Here is a 16,477-nt window from a genome sequence, read left to right as displayed (position 1 = left end):
CGACTCGCCCGCTGAGGTCGATGTCCTCGAGTTCGACGCGGAACGGATTGACGACGTGTACGTGGATCTCGGTGATTGGGCTACCGTCATCGAGGAGCGTCACCTCCACGAACGCGCCCGAAGAAAGGCCGCTGGCTCGACAGCCCCGTTGCACGGCTAAGATGGTGCCGGTGGATGACGGTGCGAGTCCCGCACCGATAGATCGGGCCGTGTTGGAGCGTATGCGTTCCCGATTCGTTGGGAATCGTATGTTCGAGTCGGCGAAAATCGTTGAGAAGGGGAAGTTGCACCTCCGCGTTGAGCTGTCCGGCGACTATTACCCGAACGAGGTGTCTGCTCGCTTCGAGATTCGCTGGTATCGCAACGACGACTTCACCTTCCACTACCAGGAGGAACGGCGGGACAGCGCGTGGAAGTGCCGATGGGACCGGCATCCGAACGCGCACAACTCGCGAGATCACTTCCATCCGCCCCCGGCCGCTAGCCGCACCGACGCGGAGAACGCACAGTGGCCGGACGACCATCGCGACGTGAGTCGGCTCGTTCTCGATCGTCTCGAGGAGCGTATCGAGGCGCTGTGGGAGCAGCAGTAGGCCGAGACATCACCGGAAACGGGGCCGACTCAGGGCCGTGGTCGTCGATCGAGTGGACGATGCGAGCCCTCAATGGAGTGTTGATGATATCAATCAAACAATTCCCAATATTAGTCCTGATCTGGGCGTGGGGCTGCTTCTGCCTCTTGAATCTCCTCAGGCTTGTCGACACGATCGTAGATCCCCTTCCAATGGTCCTCGGTGAAGACGTTATTCCGATTGAAGATCTGTCGAGCGGTATCGGTTATCGCGTAGAATTTGCTTGGTTGACCTTTGGTCTGCTGACCAGGAGGGATTTCGACCGGTTCGACGATTCCCCCCTCAATAAGTGCCTCAAGGTGCTGGTGAATCGTCGTCCGGTGCAGCCCCGTTGTGAATTCTAACTCCTTCATCGATGGGAGGCCCTCCGGATGGGCGACGATATCTGCCACGATGTCCCGCCGTGATTCTTCTGCCAGGGTTTCTGCGACGGCGAAGAACTGTTGGGCGTCCTGCCCTTCAGTCGCCGGTGGTGTGTGGGACATTTTCACTTGGATTTCGGTTCTCCAGCCCTATGACAATGTGGGTGGAGAACAACATTGTTCTTCTTGGAGAACGATTGATGCGATGATCGCTCGCTCATGTCTGTTTGCCTCCGCCGCTCTCAAGGGAGGAAACAACACCACCTACGTGCGGTCACGCCGAACTCGACGGCTCGTGACTGTCTGGATCGTCACACGAACAGCCGATCGCGGCGACGTCGCCACACGCAGGGCACTCATAGATCGGGATGACGTCCGAACCCCGCTGGGGCAGTGGTCCCTCTTTCGGCCCCTCGTAGCCACACTCGGCACAGTGAGAGCGACTCATTTGTCTCGACGTGCTTCCTCGCGGACCCAGTGGGCCGCCTGCTGGTGATCAGCAACCAGTTCGTGCGTTGTAGACTTCCCGGCGAGCAGCCGGCCCGTCTCGACACCGGTCACGATGTCGGAGCGAGCGACTGCCGAGAGCAGTTCGCTCGCGACAGAAGCCATCGTTGCTGCCCGCTTGTGAGCGTAGGCGTCGTGTTCGTGATCGGGGGCGTCCTCGGGAGGGCGGTCGGCCTCGAGCTCGGCGAGACGCAGGAGCGCCCGTACACCCCAGCAGTCGAACGTAGTGTCGTCGAACCGATCCGACTCGTGAACGCCGTCGTGAAGCTGCTCGGCGTGGTCGAAGATAGTGGACGCCGAAACGCATACGTCGATTCCCTCGTCAGTCATCCCGATCGACCTCCGGATTATCAGGACTCTCGTCGGCCGGGCACCACCACTGAACGACGATCATCCCGTCCTCGAGGTCGTCGACGTCGTACTCAACACCGTCCGGGATCGGCAATGTGAGGCGCTCTTCCCCGGCCTCTTCGGGGTAGCCCTCGGTCGGTTCCGGGTGATCGTCACCGTACTCGGCGTCGGGCACTGGATCGTCGATCCCAGTGGCCCGATCGTATCCGGGAACGTCGTGAGGATCCGGATCCAGATCCGAGATCATTCGACTGCGTTCGTCGCGAGCACCTCGATGGAGATCGCGGAGTTCGCGGTCCATTAGTGCTCTCTCTCCTCGGTTTCACTGGAAAGAGTGGTGTCCCATTCCGAGAGCGGTACGTCTTCGTCGAACGTTCGTTCGTACACTTCTCTGAGTGGCATTCGAAGTCACTTCCTGGGGACGAGTGACTGTCTTCAGCTCGCCTCCCGACCCCTCTCTGGGGGCCAATAAACACCACCGAGCGGTGCGGCTCATCAGTGGCCGTCTACGGAGTTACCCCACGCTGTCGGGACTGATCCGGGACGTGGGGTAACTCAGGAGAGAGGCGGTTCAACGCGATCGACCGACTCGAGATGGATAGTGTCGCGCAACTCGCCGTCGTGGCGAACGTCGGTGATGATGCGAATGTCGCCGTCCATGTCGAACCGCTTGGCGATGTCGAGGAGATCGAAGAGGCCGGCGTCAGCATCTCGATCTAACACGAGGATCAGGTACCCCTGAGTGGGGATCCACCCATCTTCGACAAGTGCGAGCGACTGGAACTGCTCGAGTGCTTTCTCTGTGTTGTCTGAAGAGCCCATCGGGGTATGGTTTCGATATGTGCTGGCGAGTGGGTTAATTTTTGAGGCCAGCACCGGCACCGTCGTATCGATCTGTCTGGCTTCGACAGTGGGGACAGGCATGGAGCGTCCCTTGGTTGTCCGCGAACACGAGTTTGTACTGGTCGGTGACGTGACCGCCGCAGTTCTCGCACTTAGCCATTGTGACCCTCCGTCTCTGTGAGCTGGTTGTAGAGAGCGAGCGTCGTCTCGAGTTCGCCGATCGACTCGGTGAGCGTTAACGGCTCGGGCAGGTGGTTTTCGAGACGGGCGAGGTTTTCGAGCGTATCTTCGAGTTCGATTTTGACCCGTTCGCTAGACCAGGACCCACTGGAGTTCATCGGGTCTCACCCCTGTGCTGGGGGCATCCCGGTGCGTGGGGCAGGCGATCTCGTCCACCGAGGTCGACGAGGAGCTCGCGCTGGCAATCCCGACACCGGACGTAGGCTTTCCCGCCCTGTTCCGGTGGCTCGGTGTGGTACGTGTACGCCGATTCGACCGTCGCCTCACGACCGCTGTCGGCAACCGTTCCGCCGTCGGTGATTGTGTCTCGATTTTGGAGCGCGCGAATTCGGGCTGCTGCCCGCTGGCGGAGTTCGCGGCCTGCGTCGGTTTCGTAGTGGTCGGCTTGCTGTGCGATCGCGTCGATCTGGCGCTGTTGTGCCATCTAACTTCGCCTCCACTCCTCTCAGGGGACGATCAACACCACGAGCGGGCTGTGGGGAGTGGTTCTAGTAGGTGGTTACCCCACGTAATCGATTTTAAATCAGAGCTGTGGGGTAACTAAAGCGTCTCTCATGCGAGTCGTGTTTTCGAGCGATTCAGGATGGGGAAAATTCCAGCTTGCTCTCGTCTGATTCTCGCATTATACACAGGTGAGGTGTAGATCGAATAGACACCCTTCAGACTCATCCTGTCAGGCATGGGTGTGAACATCCGGGTGATCGCCAGACGTAACCGTCCATGACGTGAGTAGGACTGTGCCCGTGTTCGCTTGTGACCGTTTCCCCTTCGAACATGGTGGGAAAACCAATGACTCTTGATCACCGAACCGGTTCAACCGAACTCGTGTTAGAGCTGGTCACCGACCAGTACAGACGAAAGGCGCTCCAGCATCTGATCGACGCTGACGAACAGGCTGTTCACCTTGAGGAACTCGTTGAGGGCGTCGCTGAGACTGGTGTTCATCCCCTCACTAAACAGGATTCATCTCCACCGGTCGTGGAGTCGTCACCGAGAGATCGGCTCAGACTCTTGCTGCATCACTCTCATCTTCCGAAACTCGATGAGGCCGACGTGATCGAGTACGACATACGGAGTGAAACGATTCGTTATCACTCGACACCACACCTCGAGAAACTCGTCGCGTTCATTAATTCCGAACTCGAGTGACTGACAGGCGCCGATTCGGGTTCTATTATCTGCTCGTTTGGCGTCGTCTCATCGCCCGTTTGACTCGTCGTCCAATGAGACGATGACTTGCCCATCACTCCGGACAGTCACCTGGGTACCTGTCTCCTCGTATGTGAACGACACCTGAACGGGCGTGTGAGAGTCGGGAGTTTCCCGTGTCAAGAGAGCGTTGAGTGCATCAACGTCGATAGAGGCGTTGAGCGGGGCCATCTCGAGGGGATCGCGATTCGTCGCGACCGCAATCGTCTCGACAATCGTGATGTCTGGTTGCCCTGAGTCGGTCCAGTCGGCCTGGAGCGTTTCCATGTATTTGTCTGGCATCTCAGGTATCACTAAATTCGAGTGAGGCGGATCAATGTCTGTCTCGTCTGTAGTCATCGATATTCCTTACGAGAGTCTGTTTCATCGTCTATCTACGCCACAAGTGGAGAAGCCATAAAAGAGTGGTGATGAATGAAGATAAAGCGAAATAATACGGCACTATATTTAGATTAACGAATCGAGGGCCCGAATAGACACTATAGTTCACTCCCACATTTCCGAATTATAAGTCATTCTTCCATTGCAGAGTCGGGGTCGAAATGGTCGAACGGTTGTTTGTAGTAGCTTTTCACTAGTTCCTCATCGTCGATATCGAACCCGAGTTCGGTGAGCGCGCTGGCGGCATCGGTCATCTGGTCGCCTTCGGCGGCAACAACGGTTACTTCGACGTTGCGCCGCCCAGCCATCAATTCCTGCACCTCAATGACGCCCTCGATATCGAGTGCCTTTTGGGCGAGCTCCGGCCGCTTAGGGATGGGCGCCGTACACCGCATTACTACTCTGAGTTGGTAATCTGCTTGCTCGTAATCAACTAGTGGGACGTATCCCTTAATGATCCCGCGTTCTTCGAGGCCTTGGATCCGATTGCGTACAGTATTGGCGGTTACGTCAGCCTTCTCAGCGATGTCTGTCACGCTATTGAACCGTGCGTCCACCTGCAAGAGGTGGAGGATCGCACTATCCACCTCATCGAGTTCCTCGGATGTCATAGTGAATCAACTCGTTTGGGGGCCATGAACGTTCTCGTTATTTCGAAAGCGATCGCCGTCCACCGATCAATAAGCACCCGGATGTGACGCGGACTGATGTTACATACAGGGCCAGCGGATACCGAAGCGGCTATCGGTTTGTCCGATATCTGCCAAAAATAACCTGCTAGATATTGAGGATGAGTCCAGCGCGGCGGCTTCGCTTTTTCACTTGGTGCCAATGACCCAGCTACTCGGTGCGATTTGCGGCTATTCTGCAAAGTCACTTTGTCACTAATACCCACACCGAGTGTTTATCCTGTACTAAACGCGCATAGCACACATGACCGGGAGTGGCACTGTCGAACGGATTTTTATCGCACCTGAAGCCGAAGCGGAGATGGAAGAACAAACCGACGTTGAAGCAGTTGCCGGAAAGGGACTCCGAGGTGATCGCTACTTTAGCGAGAATGAGACGGGAACCTTTGTCGAGTGGGAGCCAGATGAGGAACGCCACGATGGGTACGACCTCACGTTGATCGAGCAAGAGGCTGTAACCGCAATCGAACGTGAAGCGGGAATCAAACTCGCACCGGGAGAACACCGTCGAAACATCGAAACCCGTGATGTTGCACTCAATCATCTCGTTGGACAACGATTCCGAGTCGGTGACGCCATCTGTCGAGGGGATCGGTTGTGTGAACCCTGTAACCATCTTCAGCGTATTACTCAGGACGGCGTACTGCAGGCACTCACTCACCGAGGTGGGCTCCGAGTGGACATTCTCGAAGATGGGATGATTCGCCCCGGAGACGTCATCGAACCGCTCGAATAATCTTCACTCTTTAATTCACAGTAGTTGACAATATGATTTCTTTATTCAGAGTCAGGCCTGAAACAGCCATTACATACAGGGGAACCAGGTATCGATTATTGCCGTGATGTGGGGGGCTGCTCATCGCGGTCATCGTCGGAGGCCCGGGGACCGATCATGACCGTGTTTTTCACGAGGGCTTTGTGCCCACGGCGGAGACGTTCGGACAGCGCTTGATGGGAGATATCGAATTCGGTAGCCAACTCTTCCGAATCAATCTCGCGAGGGATTTCGTAGTACCCCTGTTCGAAGGCGGCGACTATCGTGTCCTGTTGGGCGTCTGTGAGACCGAATCGGCCTTTTCGACCTTCGTCGATATTATAAATCGAGAGTATCTCATATTTGAGATCGTGTGAGCGACAGTAGTCGTCGGTTCGTGAGAGTGCGTCACGAGTTGGAAAGAGCAATCGGAGGTGCCATCCGTCAGCGCTGCCCGAGGCCGAGAGGATTGTTCCCTCTTCTTCGACGAGAATCTGGACGAGCAGCTCGATCCGACGAATCCAGTGCATTCGGTACAACCGTTCCCCATAGAGTTCCGTGATGCACTCGACCTGATCGGTCGTCTCGTCGGTTGCAAACACGTCTTCAAGCTCGTCGAGGGCTGACGGTGGGGCCTCGACCCAGAGAAACGGCATTAGTGTCTCCGGATCACTGGCGACGAGCCGCTCGACCTCACAGCTGAGGTCAGTCACTGTGGTGAGTGTATGCTCGAGGGCGAAGTCTTCAAGATCAACTTTCAGTTCGGCGATAGTCCCGGTCACAGTATTAATTCGCGCTCATACTAGTCAGTTCCTCTCCGGGGTCACTAAAGAGGATGAACTCACTCCCTCCGCAGTCTCGGCAGTGAGGGACACCGATCGGCTCGATCTCGCCCTCCGGGCGGATATTCACGGTATAGATGTTTCCACATCTCTCACACCGCGCAGCCGCCCGATCATCTTCTGCAATGTGTGCCATGGGCACTCAGTTCTGCCTACTCGGGAATCAGGCATCAAGGGTGCCTATCGTTGACCCACTTAATCACAATTAACCCCACTTGCTGACGGAGATATGATCCTGGTAAACCAGGTGAGATCTGGGCTTCAACCTGGGTACCCAACTCAGGGGCCCATATGAGAGAGGTGCTGTTCTCCCGGAAGACAGTCGATGACTGCATCCAATAACTCCTCTACCCCCTGGTCTCCATGATATCGAACCGTATCGCTCCTGGAATCGTACTCGACGAGCCCAGCATCTTCGAGCCGTGGAAGCGTTGAATGCTGAAGATGGACCCTCGTTTGCTCGATTTCGTCCGCCGTAGTGATTGCAGTTGCAAGATCTTGTATTGAAATGACGTTTTCTGTCGCCGTCTGGAAGTGCAAGAGAGTCATGCGGCAATGTCGATTTGCGAGGATCTCCAGCGTCCTATCTGCTTCCCGTTGATTGAGGTGGGTCATATGATTTCCCTCGGCTTTGCGTCAGACATTGCTCAGACATAAGTAACTAATGGCCAACTCACATTACCAGTGGATTCCTGAATACGAATCCAAATTGAACCATAGGGCTGAACTCGCGGGCCCGCCCCTCAGCCCTGTTTGACGGCGACTGTCGAGCCGGTGATTTCGACTACGAACTCACGTACCAGGAACGACACCGAAACGTTCTCGCCCCCAGTGACAAGGGCGTCGAGTGACTCGGGATCGATATACTCGTAGAGCGGTGGAAGGCCCTCTACGCGCTCGTTCTCGATAGAGGCGAGCGCATAGCTGACTGCAGTACTCGGTTGAGTGTCGGCCCAATCGAACTCTTGCTCAACCATCCGCTGACCCCCGTTGAACTGATTCACGTCTTAAACAGGAATTCCAGAGGTAAATTCGCTCGCCTTGAAAACTCCAGATACGGACGAACCCTTGCCATGTTCTCCGGGGGAGGGACCAGTTCAGCCGAGATACCGCGGCGGATTGCGCGGCTCGTCTCCGAGATCGCGAACCAGGCCGGCACCGACGACTTCCACGCGTTCTGTGAGTGGGATAACTGAAATATCTAAGCCCAACTCGCAGGACCTATTTTCACGACCGAGTCGGCTGATCTTCGCGTTACATACAGGTAACTGAAGTAGCGGCTCTTGCTACTGTCCAGTTGACCACTCATTTTCTTTCCACTTTTCGTCGAAGCGAGGGCCTTTCCTCACAACGTGCTCATCTCTGTCCCAGTTCACCACCTCTTCCCTCTCTAATTCCGTGAGAGAGAAGTGACTCAGTTGGAGGCGGAGCTTCGCTACGTCTTCGTCGGCGGAAGGAGGGTCATTGTCCAACACATTTTCAGACCGTTTCTTTTCGATCATGACTAATAGAGACAGGAGCCGAATACGAATTAACCCCGAAGATTTTCACTGATATTTTTTTTAATTAACCGAGATACACCCTGTAGCGCATGGTCAGTTCGCACCCGGATGTAACACAACCTCGAGTATTGCTCACTGAGTAGCGACTGGACGAGCGGAGAGGTTTCGAACGCGCTGGAGATTGTACGCCGAGTCAAGGACGGGCGTTCGGATTGCGACTGCGACCCGATGTTTGCACGCCCCCTGGTGGTGTTCGTCTGCTGGACACGTGCAACTGTCCGGCAAACCGTCGCCAATCGTCACGAGGTGCTCGTGGTCGCTCGGATTTTCGTGGCTCGCGTTGCGAACGAGCACACCCTGTTCGACCAGTTCAAACTCGAAGGCTTCGTACTGAACCCGTTGCAGCGTCCGTTCGGTCATGTCGAGGCGGTCAAGTGAATGGGCTGGCATGGTTGTGTTACTGTCTCTCAGCGCCCGTGAGCGGTGCTGTAGGCGAAGGGAGTGAACACACGGATCGGATCACTCACAGTCAGGACAGATTAGCGGTAGGTCGAGAGTCTCGGCGGTTTCGCAGCGGTCTGTCTGGACAACTCCAAACCTCCCGCAGAAATCACAGCTCGTGGTCATCTGCTCTGGATCGGCGAACACTTCGATGCGGGAACTGGCCGACCCGAAGTCGAGGGTCAGCGTTGGTTCGGGGGTGAACTCTACGACGATCGGCCTTGAAGCTTCGCTGGCGGTGATCATCTCGACTCTCTCAGCGCTCAGGAGAGCGATCAACACAACCCGCGGCGCACCCCAGTGAGCTGCCTTCTCCCACTGATTAATACGACAGCCCTGTGTGGAAGCTGCGGACCTCACAGTTCTCGTTGCGACAGCGAGCACGCGTGAAGTCCATCTCTTCGGCTAGTTTGTTCGGGTACTGGCAATGAGGACAGCGGTACGTTCCGCTCTGGGATTGGGTGTTCTGATTCATCGCTGTTCGCCTCCACCCATTTCCTGAGGGGGGGGAACAACGCCACCGGCTGTGTGCTTCGGATCCAGTGACCAGTTGGGGCGTTCCCGACAATATCAGCCATTGTCTTCGCGCTCTGTATCGTCTTCAGCTTCTAACCGACAGGCCAGCGAACAGTAGTCGGGCAACCCGAGGTTGAGCGTTTTGTGGCTGTTCTCGGGAATCGGTTCGGTGCAGACTGGACAGGGCTCGCCAGCCGTGTCGTTCGCCGGAATCGGCGGTGCGATCCCTCGGTCGCGAAGATCGTTGAGGATCTCCGTTTCGGTTTTCTTCTCACCCATCGTGATCACCGTCATCCTCAGCGGGATCGACCCGGATGGTGAGCTGGCAGATCGGACACTCGAGGACGAGTGGGGAGGCCGTGCGAATCGTGAGAAACGTCGGGTCGTGCGACCGGGACGTCCCCAAGCACTGCACTCGAGGGACCGACGTCGTGGTGCGGTGAGGCGATTCGTGGGCAGGGGTTGAACTCTGGTGTTGCATTTGACGCTCCTCGTCAGGACGAGTTGATCGCGTCATCCCTCTGCCCCTCTCCGGGGGACGAACACCACCACCAGTTGGCCGTTCGTGCGACCGAGCAGCCACTGGTCTGATCTGATTGAGAACTTGGTCTGGTTGAGTTACCCCACGAGTGTTGATCACTTCTCGCTCGTGGGGTAACTATGCTCGTTTTCGTTCTCGTTCTTTGGCTCTCGATGCCATGCTGGTTCCCACTCACAATCGTCGTGAACGTAGTCTGCGCGCGCCGAAAACCAGTGGCGATGGTAGCCAGTGTTCTCGGTCCCAAGCCACTTTCCGGAAGCAACCGGACCATACTCCTCCGTTTCGGGGATTTTCTCGCCATCGTCGACAGACCAGGTGTACGCGCCGTCGAACTCCGCAATGAACCCCTGATCGCCCGCTGGTTCTCGAAGCGTGCATTTCGTGTTGCAATTCGCGCAGAACACGCCCTGATATACTATGTGGGTCCACTCGTCGGACCCACAGACTGGACACTCTACCACGTCGAACGCGCCGTTGTAGCGGTTTTCGGTTTCGACGATTCCCATGCTGATCAGGCCTCACTTCCGTCGGGATCGATGCGGGTGACGTGTCCAATTTTCACGTGAGCACCGGCCAGCACCACCGAGACGTGCTCGAGCATCGCGATGTCGGTAACGATCGTGTTCCCGTCTTTCTTCAGAACGACCACGCCGCTCTCGTGGAGCCAGACGGAGACGCCGATACCCCAGTGGTGCCACCGATCAGCCGAGAGGGCTGCCGAAGGCAGTGACAAGCTCTCGTCTCCACGTTCGATGGCGGCCCGGACGCCGTTGCGATGCTCCCACACCTGCGACTCGGTCAGTGTGTCCGCAGTAGTGTCACCACTGTCGACGTAGGCCAGGAGGTCAGTATCCATTACGGCCCCCTCCAGTGTCGGTGCTCGTTGTCGGTAGCTGTGCTGCTGTCAGCTCGTCTGCGTGAGACATCTGTGAAACCCTCCACCCCTCTCTGGGGGACGAACAACACACCAGGCGGGGCAGATTCGCGGTCGTCGGGCTAGGAGTTACCCCACACGGCGGGAGTCCGTATAGGATCGTGGGGTAACGAAAGAGGCCCCATATGTTCCCTGTTCTCGAGCGATCAGGGAGGAACATTTCAGTGTCTTACCAAACTCTTTCCCTACGTCCGGCGAGATGATTCGGCGTATCCTTCTTCAGGAGCAGTCTTATTTGAGGTCGTTGAGAGAGTATCCGTATGGTCTCTGGTTTTGAGTTGCGAGTACTGTCGTGGAACGTACAGGGGGCGGTGCCGCCGAACGGGAGTATTGAACGGATTGAGAATCAAATCGAGTTTCTGGAGAAGGGAGTGAATCTCCCAGATGTAGTGATGCTGAATGAGGTAACGACGATTCAACGGGAGCGCTGGCGGGAGTCCTTAGCGGAGATTGGGTACACAGAGATCGTTGACACCTTGGAATGGGCGGCGGAACTGCGGGAGAGTGCGGTGCCACCACACCAGGATTACAACCACGTGAATGGCAATCTCATTGCGCTGCATGAGTCAAGCGATGCGTCCGAACTGACCCGGTTGAGTCCGAGTATCCGGTACGGGCCGTGGGAGAACGCTGATCTGAAGGACTGGAATACGAACCTTCCTGAAAAGATCCTCAACGCTTCGATCACCCAGGGTGAGCGTGAGATCGAACTCTGGAATGTACGCGCAGTCCCGGGCAGTATGCATGGGGAAGAGAAGATCAAGATTCTCGAAAACACGTACAACCGGATTATGAAGGGAACTGAGTCGCCCTGCGTGTTGGCCGGTGATTTCAATTCCCCAAAGGAGGAGTTGGCGGATGGGACGACTATCCCCTGGCGGCACGACCAAGAAGGAGAGCTGGCTCAACGGTGGAGGGAAGCAGAACTGAAGATTCTTCGCGGGCTTGAGGAGAAAGGGATGGTAGATACCTTCCGAGCAGAACACGGCTACGGTGAACTCGATGTCCTCGATGTGAGTCATGCAACTCGAACCAAACATCCGGAATCAGTCATCCCAACTGAGGTCGAAGGCAAACGGTTTGACCACATGATTGCCTCCAAAGAACTCGACTCACAGGACTGTTACTACGAACATGCTGGATTTAATTATAGTGACCACGCCCCCCTCATCGCGGAATTCAACACATAATCAGCATACTGAATACACACAGTGTACCAAAAATAGGGCTGGAATTACAGCCAATCACGAAAGATCGCGAACGTGCTGGGCATCGCACGCCGGTTCAAGGACATCTGAACGGATCGCGACTGCGACTCGATGTTTGCACGCACCTGAGTGGTGCTGGTCGGCCGGGCACTCGCACCGCTTCGGAAGTCCGTTATCGATCGTCACGAGGTACTCGTGGTCACTCGGGTCCTCGTAGCTCGCGTTGCGAACGAGCACGCCCCGCTCGACGAGTTCGAACTCGAAGGCTTCGTACTGCGCGCGCTGGAGCGTTCGCTCGGTCGTGTCGAGGCGCTCAAGTGGATGTGGTTCCGTTGCCATGGATGTGTGAACCTCGTTCAGCGCTCGTGAGCGGCGCTGTGAGCGAAGAAAGAAAGAGATACGACAGGTACCACCCTCTGGCTGTTGGCGGCCGGAGACGGCCATTCCAATCGGGTATACGTTCTCGGTCGGCGTGAAGATCCCAGTGTGATCACTCACAGTCGGTGCAGATGAGCGGCACCTCAAGGTTCTCGGCGATTTTACAGCGGTGTGTCTTGACCACACCAAGCGTTCCGCAATAGTCACAACTCGTGTTCGTCCGCTCGAGATTACCGAACACTTCGAGGCGGGAACTGGTTGACTCGGAGTCGGGGGCCATCGTTCGTTCGGGGGTGAATTCGGCAACGATCGGTTTCGTAATGCGACTGGCAGTTTGCATCTCGATCTCCCTCGCCCCTCAGGGGACCGACCAACACCACAGACCGAACGTGTCAGCCGTCTCCAGCCGATCTCACGAGGAGCTCTCTCTCTCGCTTCTTCGGCGGAGCGGTGGCGCGTGCGAGACTGCGCAGGCGCAGTTCGTGCGCGAGGGACGAGCGAACGACCTCTGGAAGCGAGCGAAGAGGGTGGGGAGGACGCGAACGGAGCGAGCATGTGGCTCAGTAGTCCACAGATGCAGTGCTGACGTAGTTTCTGAGCACTGTTGCATCGAGAACAAGCGGACGCTCGAACGACTCATAGGGTCGGTTACAACGATTTACCGTTCGGTCGCGGCACCGTGTTGCGATCGACGGTGTAATGACTTGTGACCGACCCTATCACTCATTCACGGTCAAGCGCCACATCGACTTCATCCTCGAGTTCGTCCATGGATTGTGGACCGAGCTGGAGTTCCACACCAGCCTCTTGGAGGATCTCCTCCATCTCCCAGCGAGTAACACTGGCCTGTTCAGCGGCCTTTCCGAGCGAAATTTCGCCGAGGACGTAGAGCCCGATGGGAGTGGCGAGCTGCTCTTTGTCTTCGATGGTGTTACTTCGACGATCAATAACCATGGCGTCTCTCTACACGAAAGGGCGGCAGACTCGTTAAAGTATCCTCCATCGACGTCTCGAGTACCTGTGCAGTCGTTAGTTCGATGTACTCCGCCTGGCTCGCGGACTGCTCCTCAGAATCCGGATCGGTCACGGAGAAATTTCCTTGCCCCTCTTGATGAGGAACAACAGCACTGCCGAATCGCTCACGCGAAGTCCGGTGGCTCGTGACTCTCGGGATCGTCACACGAACAGCCGATCGCGGCGACGTCACCACACTCGGGACACTCATAGATCGGGATTACGTCCGAACCACGCTGGGGCAGCGGTCCCTCTTTCGGCCCCTCGTAGCCACACTCGGAACAGTGAGAGCGACTCATTGCTCTCAACGTGCCTCCTCGCGGACCCAGTGGGCCGCCTGCTGGTGGTCAGCAACCAGTTCGTGCGTTGTGGTCCTCCCGGCGAGCAGCCGGCCTGTCTCGACATCTGTCACGACGTCGGAGCGAGCGACTGCCGAGAGCAGATCGCTCGCGACTGACGCCGTCGTCGCCGCCCGCTCGTGAGCGTAGGCGTCGTGTTTGTGGTCGGGAGCGTCCTCGGGAGGGCGATCGGCCTCGAGTTCAGCAAGGCGCAGGAGAGCCCGTGCACCCCAGCAGTCGAACTTCGTATCGTCGAACCGATCCGACTCGTGAACCTCGTCGTGTAACTTCTCGGCGCGATCGCGGATGATCGGGGCCTGCGCCTCGATGTCGATCTCCTCGTCAGTCATCCCGATCCGCCTCCGTATCGCCCGAGTGATCGTCCACTGGAATCCACCATTGAACGACGATCGCCCCGTTTTCGAGGTCGTCGACGTCGTACTCGGCGCCGTCCGGGATCGGCAACGTGACATGCTCTTCGCCGGCCTCCTCGGGGTGGCCGTCCGCCGGTTCCGGGTGGTCGTCACCGTACTCGGCGTCCGGCACTGGATCGTCGATCCCACCAGGACGACCGTAGCCGGGAACGTCGTGGGGATCGGGGTCCAGATCCGAAAGCATCCGCCTGCGTTCGTCGCGAGCGCCTTGATGGAGGTCGCGGAGTTCGCGATCCATTAGTGCTTTTCCTCCACGGTTTTACTGGAAAGAGTGGTGTCCTCTTCTGGGCGCGGTACGTCTTCGTCGAACGTGCGTTCGTACACTTCTCTGAGTGGCATTCGAAGTCACTTCCTAGGGACGAGTCACTGCCTTCATCTCGCCTCCCTACCCCTCTCTGGAGGGCGAACAACGCCACCGAACGGTGGAATACGGGTGGTAAGCAGAACTTCAACTCGAGAGTGAACAGTTAACGGACAGGAGCCAGTACGACCGCCTATGGATCTCGGTGACTACGTGATTGATATCGATGATGAGTCCCCGGACCTCGCTGTTGTCGTTGAGAGACCTGACGAGACGATTGCAGACCGTCCAGTCACCGCTGAGGATAGCGACGCACGCACCGTTGCTGACGACAACCCTGAGTACGGTCCTGAGACGCCTGCTGTGGTCGTTACGTTCGTCACAGGACTCGACGCAGAATGGCCTGACTGGCCCGATGCTGCTCCTGACGAACTCGCAACTGGAACACGAGATCATGACGTGAAACGATACACGTTCCCCGAGACACGGCTCTCAACAGTCCCTGCTGAGGACGCTGACGCGCTCCATGAGAGCCAGACCACTGTCGATATGGCTGCTCTCCAAACACATCTCGAGGACGCAGGCTGGACGACAGAACGCGAGGGGCTCCTGTTGACCGTCGAAAAATTCGACGAGCAGTATCACATCCACCCCACCGGAGACGTGGACGGCGATGGTCGGGTCCGCCAACCGCTCACCAATATCGTCGAGAACTATACGACCTGACGGAGCTCCTATCGTATCTGGACGGTGTCCTCACCACGATGATACCGACACCCTCGATTTGATGCAGTTCCGGATTCCAGAACGCGGCGACTCCGTGAGCGTCTCGATGGAGTTCTCGACCGCGATCTCGCGACAGACACGTTCGGTCTGAGTGGTGGCGCGCGATGAAAGCACGCGATAGAGCCTGCCCAACAAATGTTTTCTTAATGGTAAATATCGGTAATTAATGCTATAGGCAATTCTAAGGCTGTGAAATCAAGCTCAAACTTGTTTTCTGGACAGGCTCGAGAACGAGCGCTCTATTCTTTCTGAGAGCGACGATACTGGATCCTCGAGTTCAGATATGGTTGATTTAGAACGGGCTTGATGTCCTCCTAAGTCAATTGAATGTAGAAACGGTAGACTTAGAACGGTGCAGAGTAATTCTAACTCAAGATGGACGCTGAGGAGTTTGCTGATGGGCCTGGGTCAATCGATCCGTACGAGGGGCTCTCATGTTATCGCCCGGAGAGTCTTCCTCCGGAGATCGAGTACACCGACGATGTGTTGCGGGTCTATGGCGATGCCCAGTACGCGCTGGGGCGGTTAGCGACGCTGCACCGGAACGTAGACAACGAAAACCTGCTCATCGCTCCGTTCGTGGTTCGCGAGGCCGCGATGAGCTCGCAGATCGAAGGCACGAACGTTACCGTCTCGGATATCATCCTCCACGACATCGAAACGTCCCCACAACGCTCTGCGGCGGACTCGAGAGACGTCCGTGAAGCGTACAATTACGTCGACGCGATTCGCCAGGGGTTCGATCGATTCACCGCAGGTGAGCAGTTCTCCGTCGAGTTGATTTGTGATCTCCACGAAACCGTACTCAGCGACGTCCGTGGCGTCGAGGAACAACCCGGGGAACTACGCGACGTCCCGGTCTATATCGGATCGCCGGACGGATCGGCTGCAACAGCCCGGTTTGTGCCGTCGAATCCCGAAACGATCGATCTTCTCTTAGAACAGCTCGTGTCGTATATGAACAGCGGGTCGTATCCGCCGTTGATCGACGTCGCGATTACCCACTATCAGTTCGAGACGATCCACCCGTTTCGAGATGGGAACGGTCGGCTCGGTCGCCTGCTGATGATGCTCCAGTTGTATGATTCTGACCTCCTCTCGGAGCCGTACCTCTATTTGAGCGCGTACTTCAACCGGCATCGACAACAGTATCTTGACTATTTGCTCGCAGTGAGCCGTGACGGGGACTGGGAACAGTGGATCGTGTTCGTCCT

32 protein-coding genes and 1 pseudogene are annotated in these 16,477 nt (G+C 56.9%); 9 read left to right on the top strand and 24 right to left on the bottom strand.

All coding sequences use genetic code 11. The annotated features are described in order from the left end of the window. Together DVH23_RS25180 and DVH23_RS22315 are read left to right on the top strand one after the other, a co-directional pair. Nucleotides 1-160, top strand: a pseudogene (locus DVH23_RS25180) (transcriptional regulator); the annotation flags it as partial. Nucleotides 161-248: 88 nt separating this feature from the next. Continuing rightward, nucleotides 249-593 (top strand): hypothetical protein, encoded by a 345-nt coding sequence (locus DVH23_RS22315; RefSeq protein WP_198668062.1) that lies wholly within the window; start codon nt 249-251, stop codon nt 591-593. Nucleotides 594-703: 110 nt separating this feature from the next. Here DVH23_RS22315 and DVH23_RS22310 read toward each other — a convergent pair whose 3' ends face one another. From DVH23_RS22310 to DVH23_RS22285, 8 genes are all read right to left on the bottom strand, one after another. Further along, nucleotides 704-1,117: a helix-turn-helix domain-containing protein gene (locus DVH23_RS22310; RefSeq protein ID WP_114579559.1), complete on the bottom strand. Its 414-nt coding sequence runs from the start codon at nt 1,115-1,117 to the stop codon at nt 704-706. 151 nt (nt 1,118-1,268) lie between these two features. After that, nucleotides 1,269-1,442 carry a hypothetical protein gene (locus DVH23_RS23985; RefSeq protein WP_157972580.1) on the bottom strand — a complete coding sequence of 58 codons (174 nt, stop codon included), beginning with the start codon at nt 1,440-1,442 and terminating at the stop codon, nt 1,269-1,271. Beyond that, nucleotides 1,439-1,831, bottom strand: a complete 393-nt coding sequence (locus DVH23_RS22305) for a hypothetical protein (protein ID WP_114579558.1) — start codon at nt 1,829-1,831, stop codon at nt 1,439-1,441. The genes DVH23_RS23985 and DVH23_RS22305 overlap by 4 nt, the downstream gene beginning before the upstream one ends. Further along, nucleotides 1,824-2,153 carry a hypothetical protein gene (locus tag DVH23_RS22300; protein WP_114579557.1) on the bottom strand — a complete coding sequence of 110 codons (330 nt, stop codon included), beginning with the start codon at nt 2,151-2,153 and terminating at the stop codon, nt 1,824-1,826. Before DVH23_RS22300 ends, DVH23_RS22305 begins: the two co-directional genes overlap by 8 nt. A gap of 254 nt (nt 2,154-2,407) precedes the next feature. Further along, nucleotides 2,408-2,674 (bottom strand): hypothetical protein, encoded by a 267-nt coding sequence (locus tag DVH23_RS22295; protein ID WP_114579556.1) that lies wholly within the window; start codon nt 2,672-2,674, stop codon nt 2,408-2,410. 34 nt (nt 2,675-2,708) lie between these two features. Next, nucleotides 2,709-2,855, bottom strand: a complete 147-nt coding sequence (locus DVH23_RS24860; protein WP_232833890.1) for a hypothetical protein — start codon at nt 2,853-2,855, stop codon at nt 2,709-2,711. Continuing rightward, the gene (locus DVH23_RS22290; RefSeq protein WP_114579555.1) at nt 2,848-3,033 is read right to left on the bottom strand and encodes a hypothetical protein; all 186 of its coding nucleotides are present in this window, start codon (nt 3,031-3,033) and stop codon (nt 2,848-2,850) included. Before DVH23_RS22290 ends, DVH23_RS24860 begins: the two co-directional genes overlap by 8 nt. Continuing rightward, a complete protein-coding gene (locus DVH23_RS22285; RefSeq protein WP_114579554.1) occupies nt 3,030-3,359 on the bottom strand; it encodes a hypothetical protein in 330 nt (109 codons plus the stop codon). The genes DVH23_RS22290 and DVH23_RS22285 overlap by 4 nt, the downstream gene beginning before the upstream one ends. Before the next feature lie 365 nt (nt 3,360-3,724). On the opposite strand from DVH23_RS22285, the gene DVH23_RS22280 reads away from it, so the two are divergent. Further along, nucleotides 3,725-4,084: a hypothetical protein gene (locus DVH23_RS22280; RefSeq protein WP_114579553.1), complete on the top strand. Its 360-nt coding sequence runs from the start codon at nt 3,725-3,727 to the stop codon at nt 4,082-4,084. A gap of 48 nt (nt 4,085-4,132) precedes the next feature. Here the strand turns inward: DVH23_RS22280 and DVH23_RS22275 are convergent, their stop codons facing one another. Together DVH23_RS22275 and DVH23_RS22270 are read right to left on the bottom strand one after the other, a co-directional pair. Beyond that, nucleotides 4,133-4,483 (bottom strand): HalOD1 output domain-containing protein, encoded by a 351-nt coding sequence (locus DVH23_RS22275; RefSeq protein ID WP_157972579.1) that lies wholly within the window; start codon nt 4,481-4,483, stop codon nt 4,133-4,135. A gap of 173 nt (nt 4,484-4,656) precedes the next feature. Next, nucleotides 4,657-5,136 carry an Lrp/AsnC family transcriptional regulator gene (locus DVH23_RS22270; RefSeq protein ID WP_114579551.1) on the bottom strand — a complete coding sequence of 160 codons (480 nt, stop codon included), beginning with the start codon at nt 5,134-5,136 and terminating at the stop codon, nt 4,657-4,659. 322 nt (nt 5,137-5,458) lie between these two features. On the opposite strand from DVH23_RS22270, the gene DVH23_RS22265 reads away from it, so the two are divergent. Continuing rightward, a complete protein-coding gene (locus DVH23_RS22265; protein WP_114579550.1) occupies nt 5,459-5,950 on the top strand; it encodes an MOSC domain-containing protein in 492 nt (163 codons plus the stop codon). 95 nt (nt 5,951-6,045) lie between these two features. Here the strand turns inward: DVH23_RS22265 and DVH23_RS22260 are convergent, their stop codons facing one another. The 3 genes from DVH23_RS22260 to DVH23_RS22250 form a co-directional block, all read right to left on the bottom strand. Continuing rightward, nucleotides 6,046-6,750, bottom strand: a complete 705-nt coding sequence (locus DVH23_RS22260; protein WP_114579549.1) for a helix-turn-helix domain-containing protein — start codon at nt 6,748-6,750, stop codon at nt 6,046-6,048. Nucleotides 6,751-7,089: 339 nt separating this feature from the next. Then, the gene (locus tag DVH23_RS22255) at nt 7,090-7,425 is read right to left on the bottom strand and encodes a hypothetical protein (RefSeq protein WP_157972578.1); all 336 of its coding nucleotides are present in this window, start codon (nt 7,423-7,425) and stop codon (nt 7,090-7,092) included. Between the two features lie 128 nt (nt 7,426-7,553). After that, nucleotides 7,554-7,814, bottom strand: coding sequence for a HalOD1 output domain-containing protein (locus DVH23_RS22250; protein WP_114579547.1), 261 nt, complete (start codon nt 7,812-7,814; stop codon nt 7,554-7,556). Between the two features lie 69 nt (nt 7,815-7,883). Between DVH23_RS22250 and DVH23_RS25085 the strand changes: the two genes are divergently transcribed. Next, nucleotides 7,884-8,006, top strand: coding sequence for a hypothetical protein (locus DVH23_RS25085; RefSeq protein WP_255565299.1), 123 nt, complete (start codon nt 7,884-7,886; stop codon nt 8,004-8,006). A gap of 90 nt (nt 8,007-8,096) precedes the next feature. Here the strand turns inward: DVH23_RS25085 and DVH23_RS22245 are convergent, their stop codons facing one another. Both DVH23_RS22245 and DVH23_RS24855 read right to left on the bottom strand, forming a co-directional pair. After that, the gene (locus tag DVH23_RS22245) at nt 8,097-8,312 is read right to left on the bottom strand and encodes a hypothetical protein (protein ID WP_114579546.1); all 216 of its coding nucleotides are present in this window, start codon (nt 8,310-8,312) and stop codon (nt 8,097-8,099) included. A 132-nt stretch (nt 8,313-8,444) separates the two neighbouring features. Further along, on the bottom strand, nt 8,445-8,615 hold the full coding sequence (locus DVH23_RS24855) for an SWIM zinc finger family protein (RefSeq protein ID WP_232833891.1): 171 nt from the start codon (nt 8,613-8,615) through the stop codon (nt 8,445-8,447). On the opposite strand from DVH23_RS24855, the gene DVH23_RS24850 reads away from it, so the two are divergent. Then, entirely contained in the window at nt 8,541-8,750 is a 210-nt protein-coding gene (locus tag DVH23_RS24850; protein ID WP_232833892.1) for a hypothetical protein, read from the top strand. The genes DVH23_RS24855 and DVH23_RS24850 overlap by 75 nt on opposite strands. An 81-nt stretch (nt 8,751-8,831) precedes the next feature. Here DVH23_RS24850 and DVH23_RS22235 read toward each other — a convergent pair whose 3' ends face one another. The 4 genes from DVH23_RS22235 to DVH23_RS22220 all read right to left on the bottom strand — a co-directional run bounded on the left by DVH23_RS22235 (nt 8,832) and on the right by DVH23_RS22220 (nt 10,726). Then, complete coding sequence (locus DVH23_RS22235) at nt 8,832-9,059, bottom strand: hypothetical protein (protein ID WP_114579544.1); 228 nt, start codon at nt 9,057-9,059, stop codon at nt 8,832-8,834. A gap of 324 nt (nt 9,060-9,383) precedes the next feature. Beyond that, complete coding sequence (locus tag DVH23_RS22230) at nt 9,384-9,608, bottom strand: hypothetical protein (RefSeq protein WP_157972576.1); 225 nt, start codon at nt 9,606-9,608, stop codon at nt 9,384-9,386. 357 nt (nt 9,609-9,965) lie between these two features. Continuing rightward, entirely contained in the window at nt 9,966-10,376 is a 411-nt protein-coding gene (locus tag DVH23_RS22225; protein ID WP_114579542.1) for a hypothetical protein, read from the bottom strand. 5 nt (nt 10,377-10,381) lie between these two features. After that, nucleotides 10,382-10,726 (bottom strand): hypothetical protein, encoded by a 345-nt coding sequence (locus DVH23_RS22220; RefSeq protein ID WP_114579541.1) that lies wholly within the window; start codon nt 10,724-10,726, stop codon nt 10,382-10,384. A gap of 338 nt (nt 10,727-11,064) precedes the next feature. Between DVH23_RS22220 and DVH23_RS22215 the strand changes: the two genes are divergently transcribed. Further along, on the top strand, nt 11,065-11,994 hold the full coding sequence (locus tag DVH23_RS22215; protein ID WP_198668061.1) for an endonuclease/exonuclease/phosphatase family protein: 930 nt from the start codon (nt 11,065-11,067) through the stop codon (nt 11,992-11,994). A gap of 54 nt (nt 11,995-12,048) precedes the next feature. Here the strand turns inward: DVH23_RS22215 and DVH23_RS22210 are convergent, their stop codons facing one another. The 5 genes from DVH23_RS22210 to DVH23_RS22190 form a co-directional block, all read right to left on the bottom strand. Next, nucleotides 12,049-12,351, bottom strand: coding sequence for an SWIM zinc finger family protein (locus tag DVH23_RS22210; RefSeq protein WP_114579540.1), 303 nt, complete (start codon nt 12,349-12,351; stop codon nt 12,049-12,051). A 762-nt stretch (nt 12,352-13,113) separates the two neighbouring features. Beyond that, nucleotides 13,114-13,344: a UPF0175 family protein gene (locus tag DVH23_RS22200; protein WP_114579538.1), complete on the bottom strand. Its 231-nt coding sequence runs from the start codon at nt 13,342-13,344 to the stop codon at nt 13,114-13,116. A 185-nt stretch (nt 13,345-13,529) separates the two neighbouring features. Then, entirely contained in the window at nt 13,530-13,703 is a 174-nt protein-coding gene (locus DVH23_RS23980; protein ID WP_157972575.1) for a hypothetical protein, read from the bottom strand. A 5-nt stretch (nt 13,704-13,708) separates the two neighbouring features. Beyond that, nucleotides 13,709-14,092, bottom strand: coding sequence for a hypothetical protein (locus tag DVH23_RS22195; RefSeq protein ID WP_114579537.1), 384 nt, complete (start codon nt 14,090-14,092; stop codon nt 13,709-13,711). Further along, nucleotides 14,085-14,414 carry a hypothetical protein gene (locus tag DVH23_RS22190; protein ID WP_114579536.1) on the bottom strand — a complete coding sequence of 110 codons (330 nt, stop codon included), beginning with the start codon at nt 14,412-14,414 and terminating at the stop codon, nt 14,085-14,087. The genes DVH23_RS22195 and DVH23_RS22190 overlap by 8 nt, the downstream gene beginning before the upstream one ends. Nucleotides 14,415-14,672: 258 nt before the next feature. Here DVH23_RS22190 and DVH23_RS22185 point away from each other — a divergent pair, with 258 nt between their 5' ends. Both DVH23_RS22185 and DVH23_RS22180 read left to right on the top strand, forming a co-directional pair. Continuing rightward, nucleotides 14,673-15,203 (top strand): hypothetical protein, encoded by a 531-nt coding sequence (locus DVH23_RS22185; protein ID WP_114579535.1) that lies wholly within the window; start codon nt 14,673-14,675, stop codon nt 15,201-15,203. A 435-nt stretch (nt 15,204-15,638) separates the two neighbouring features. Then, nucleotides 15,639-16,477 (top strand): Fic family protein (locus tag DVH23_RS22180; RefSeq protein ID WP_157972574.1); only part of this gene is annotated, 839 nt, incomplete at its 3' end.

This window comes from Saliphagus sp. LR7 (assembly GCF_003344565.1).
Lineage (GTDB): Archaea > Halobacteriota > Halobacteria > Halobacteriales > Natrialbaceae > Saliphagus > Saliphagus infecundisoli.
The sequence above is the reverse complement of the archived record's forward strand: the minus strand, read 5'-3'. Positions and strand labels throughout refer to the sequence as shown.

Bases quoted from the DNA above. Each gene is read 5' to 3' on its own strand.
- DVH23_RS24860 (WP_232833890.1), bottom strand. From the start codon at position 2,855: ATGGCTAAGTGCGAGAACTGCGGCGGTCACGTCACCGACCAGTACAAA.
- DVH23_RS22300 (WP_114579557.1), bottom strand. From the start codon at position 2,153: ATGGACCGCGAACTCCGCGATCTCCATCGAGGTGCTCGCGACGAACGC.
- DVH23_RS22185 (WP_114579535.1), top strand. From the start codon at position 14,673: ATGGATCTCGGTGACTACGTGATTGATATCGATGATGAGTCCCCGGAC.
- DVH23_RS22310 (WP_114579559.1), bottom strand. From the start codon at position 1,117: ATGTCCCACACACCACCGGCGACTGAAGGGCAGGACGCCCAACAGTTC.
- DVH23_RS22305 (WP_114579558.1), bottom strand. From the start codon at position 1,831: ATGACTGACGAGGGAATCGACGTATGCGTTTCGGCGTCCACTATCTTC.
- DVH23_RS22215 (WP_198668061.1), top strand. From the start codon at position 11,065: ATGGTCTCTGGTTTTGAGTTGCGAGTACTGTCGTGGAACGTACAGGGG.
- DVH23_RS22265 (WP_114579550.1), top strand. From the start codon at position 5,459: ATGACCGGGAGTGGCACTGTCGAACGGATTTTTATCGCACCTGAAGCC.
- DVH23_RS23980 (WP_157972575.1), bottom strand. From the start codon at position 13,703: ATGAGTCGCTCTCACTGTTCCGAGTGTGGCTACGAGGGGCCGAAAGAG.
- DVH23_RS25085 (WP_255565299.1), top strand. From the start codon at position 7,884: ATGTTCTCCGGGGGAGGGACCAGTTCAGCCGAGATACCGCGGCGGATT.
- DVH23_RS22275 (WP_157972579.1), bottom strand. From the start codon at position 4,483: ATGACTACAGACGAGACAGACATTGATCCGCCTCACTCGAATTTAGTG.
- DVH23_RS22315 (WP_198668062.1), top strand. From the start codon at position 249: ATGTTCGAGTCGGCGAAAATCGTTGAGAAGGGGAAGTTGCACCTCCGC.
- DVH23_RS22210 (WP_114579540.1), bottom strand. From the start codon at position 12,351: ATGGCAACGGAACCACATCCACTTGAGCGCCTCGACACGACCGAGCGA.
- DVH23_RS22295 (WP_114579556.1), bottom strand. From the start codon at position 2,674: ATGGGCTCTTCAGACAACACAGAGAAAGCACTCGAGCAGTTCCAGTCG.
- DVH23_RS22190 (WP_114579536.1), bottom strand. From the start codon at position 14,414: ATGGATCGCGAACTCCGCGACCTCCATCAAGGCGCTCGCGACGAACGC.
- DVH23_RS22225 (WP_114579542.1), bottom strand. From the start codon at position 10,376: ATGGGAATCGTCGAAACCGAAAACCGCTACAACGGCGCGTTCGACGTG.
- DVH23_RS22220 (WP_114579541.1), bottom strand. From the start codon at position 10,726: ATGGATACTGACCTCCTGGCCTACGTCGACAGTGGTGACACTACTGCG.
- DVH23_RS24850 (WP_232833892.1), top strand. From the start codon at position 8,541: ATGTTTGCACGCCCCCTGGTGGTGTTCGTCTGCTGGACACGTGCAACT.
- DVH23_RS23985 (WP_157972580.1), bottom strand. From the start codon at position 1,442: ATGAGTCGCTCTCACTGTGCCGAGTGTGGCTACGAGGGGCCGAAAGAG.
- DVH23_RS22235 (WP_114579544.1), bottom strand. From the start codon at position 9,059: ATGATCACCGCCAGCGAAGCTTCAAGGCCGATCGTCGTAGAGTTCACC.
- DVH23_RS22245 (WP_114579546.1), bottom strand. From the start codon at position 8,312: ATGATCGAAAAGAAACGGTCTGAAAATGTGTTGGACAATGACCCTCCT.
- DVH23_RS22195 (WP_114579537.1), bottom strand. From the start codon at position 14,092: ATGACTGACGAGGAGATCGACATCGAGGCGCAGGCCCCGATCATCCGC.
- DVH23_RS22255 (WP_157972578.1), bottom strand. From the start codon at position 7,425: ATGACCCACCTCAATCAACGGGAAGCAGATAGGACGCTGGAGATCCTC.
- DVH23_RS22230 (WP_157972576.1), bottom strand. From the start codon at position 9,608: ATGGGTGAGAAGAAAACCGAAACGGAGATCCTCAACGATCTTCGCGAC.
- DVH23_RS22280 (WP_114579553.1), top strand. From the start codon at position 3,725: ATGACTCTTGATCACCGAACCGGTTCAACCGAACTCGTGTTAGAGCTG.
- DVH23_RS22285 (WP_114579554.1), bottom strand. From the start codon at position 3,359: ATGGCACAACAGCGCCAGATCGACGCGATCGCACAGCAAGCCGACCAC.
- DVH23_RS22270 (WP_114579551.1), bottom strand. From the start codon at position 5,136: ATGACATCCGAGGAACTCGATGAGGTGGATAGTGCGATCCTCCACCTC.
- DVH23_RS22290 (WP_114579555.1), bottom strand. From the start codon at position 3,033: ATGAACTCCAGTGGGTCCTGGTCTAGCGAACGGGTCAAAATCGAACTC.
- DVH23_RS22200 (WP_114579538.1), bottom strand. From the start codon at position 13,344: ATGGTTATTGATCGTCGAAGTAACACCATCGAAGACAAAGAGCAGCTC.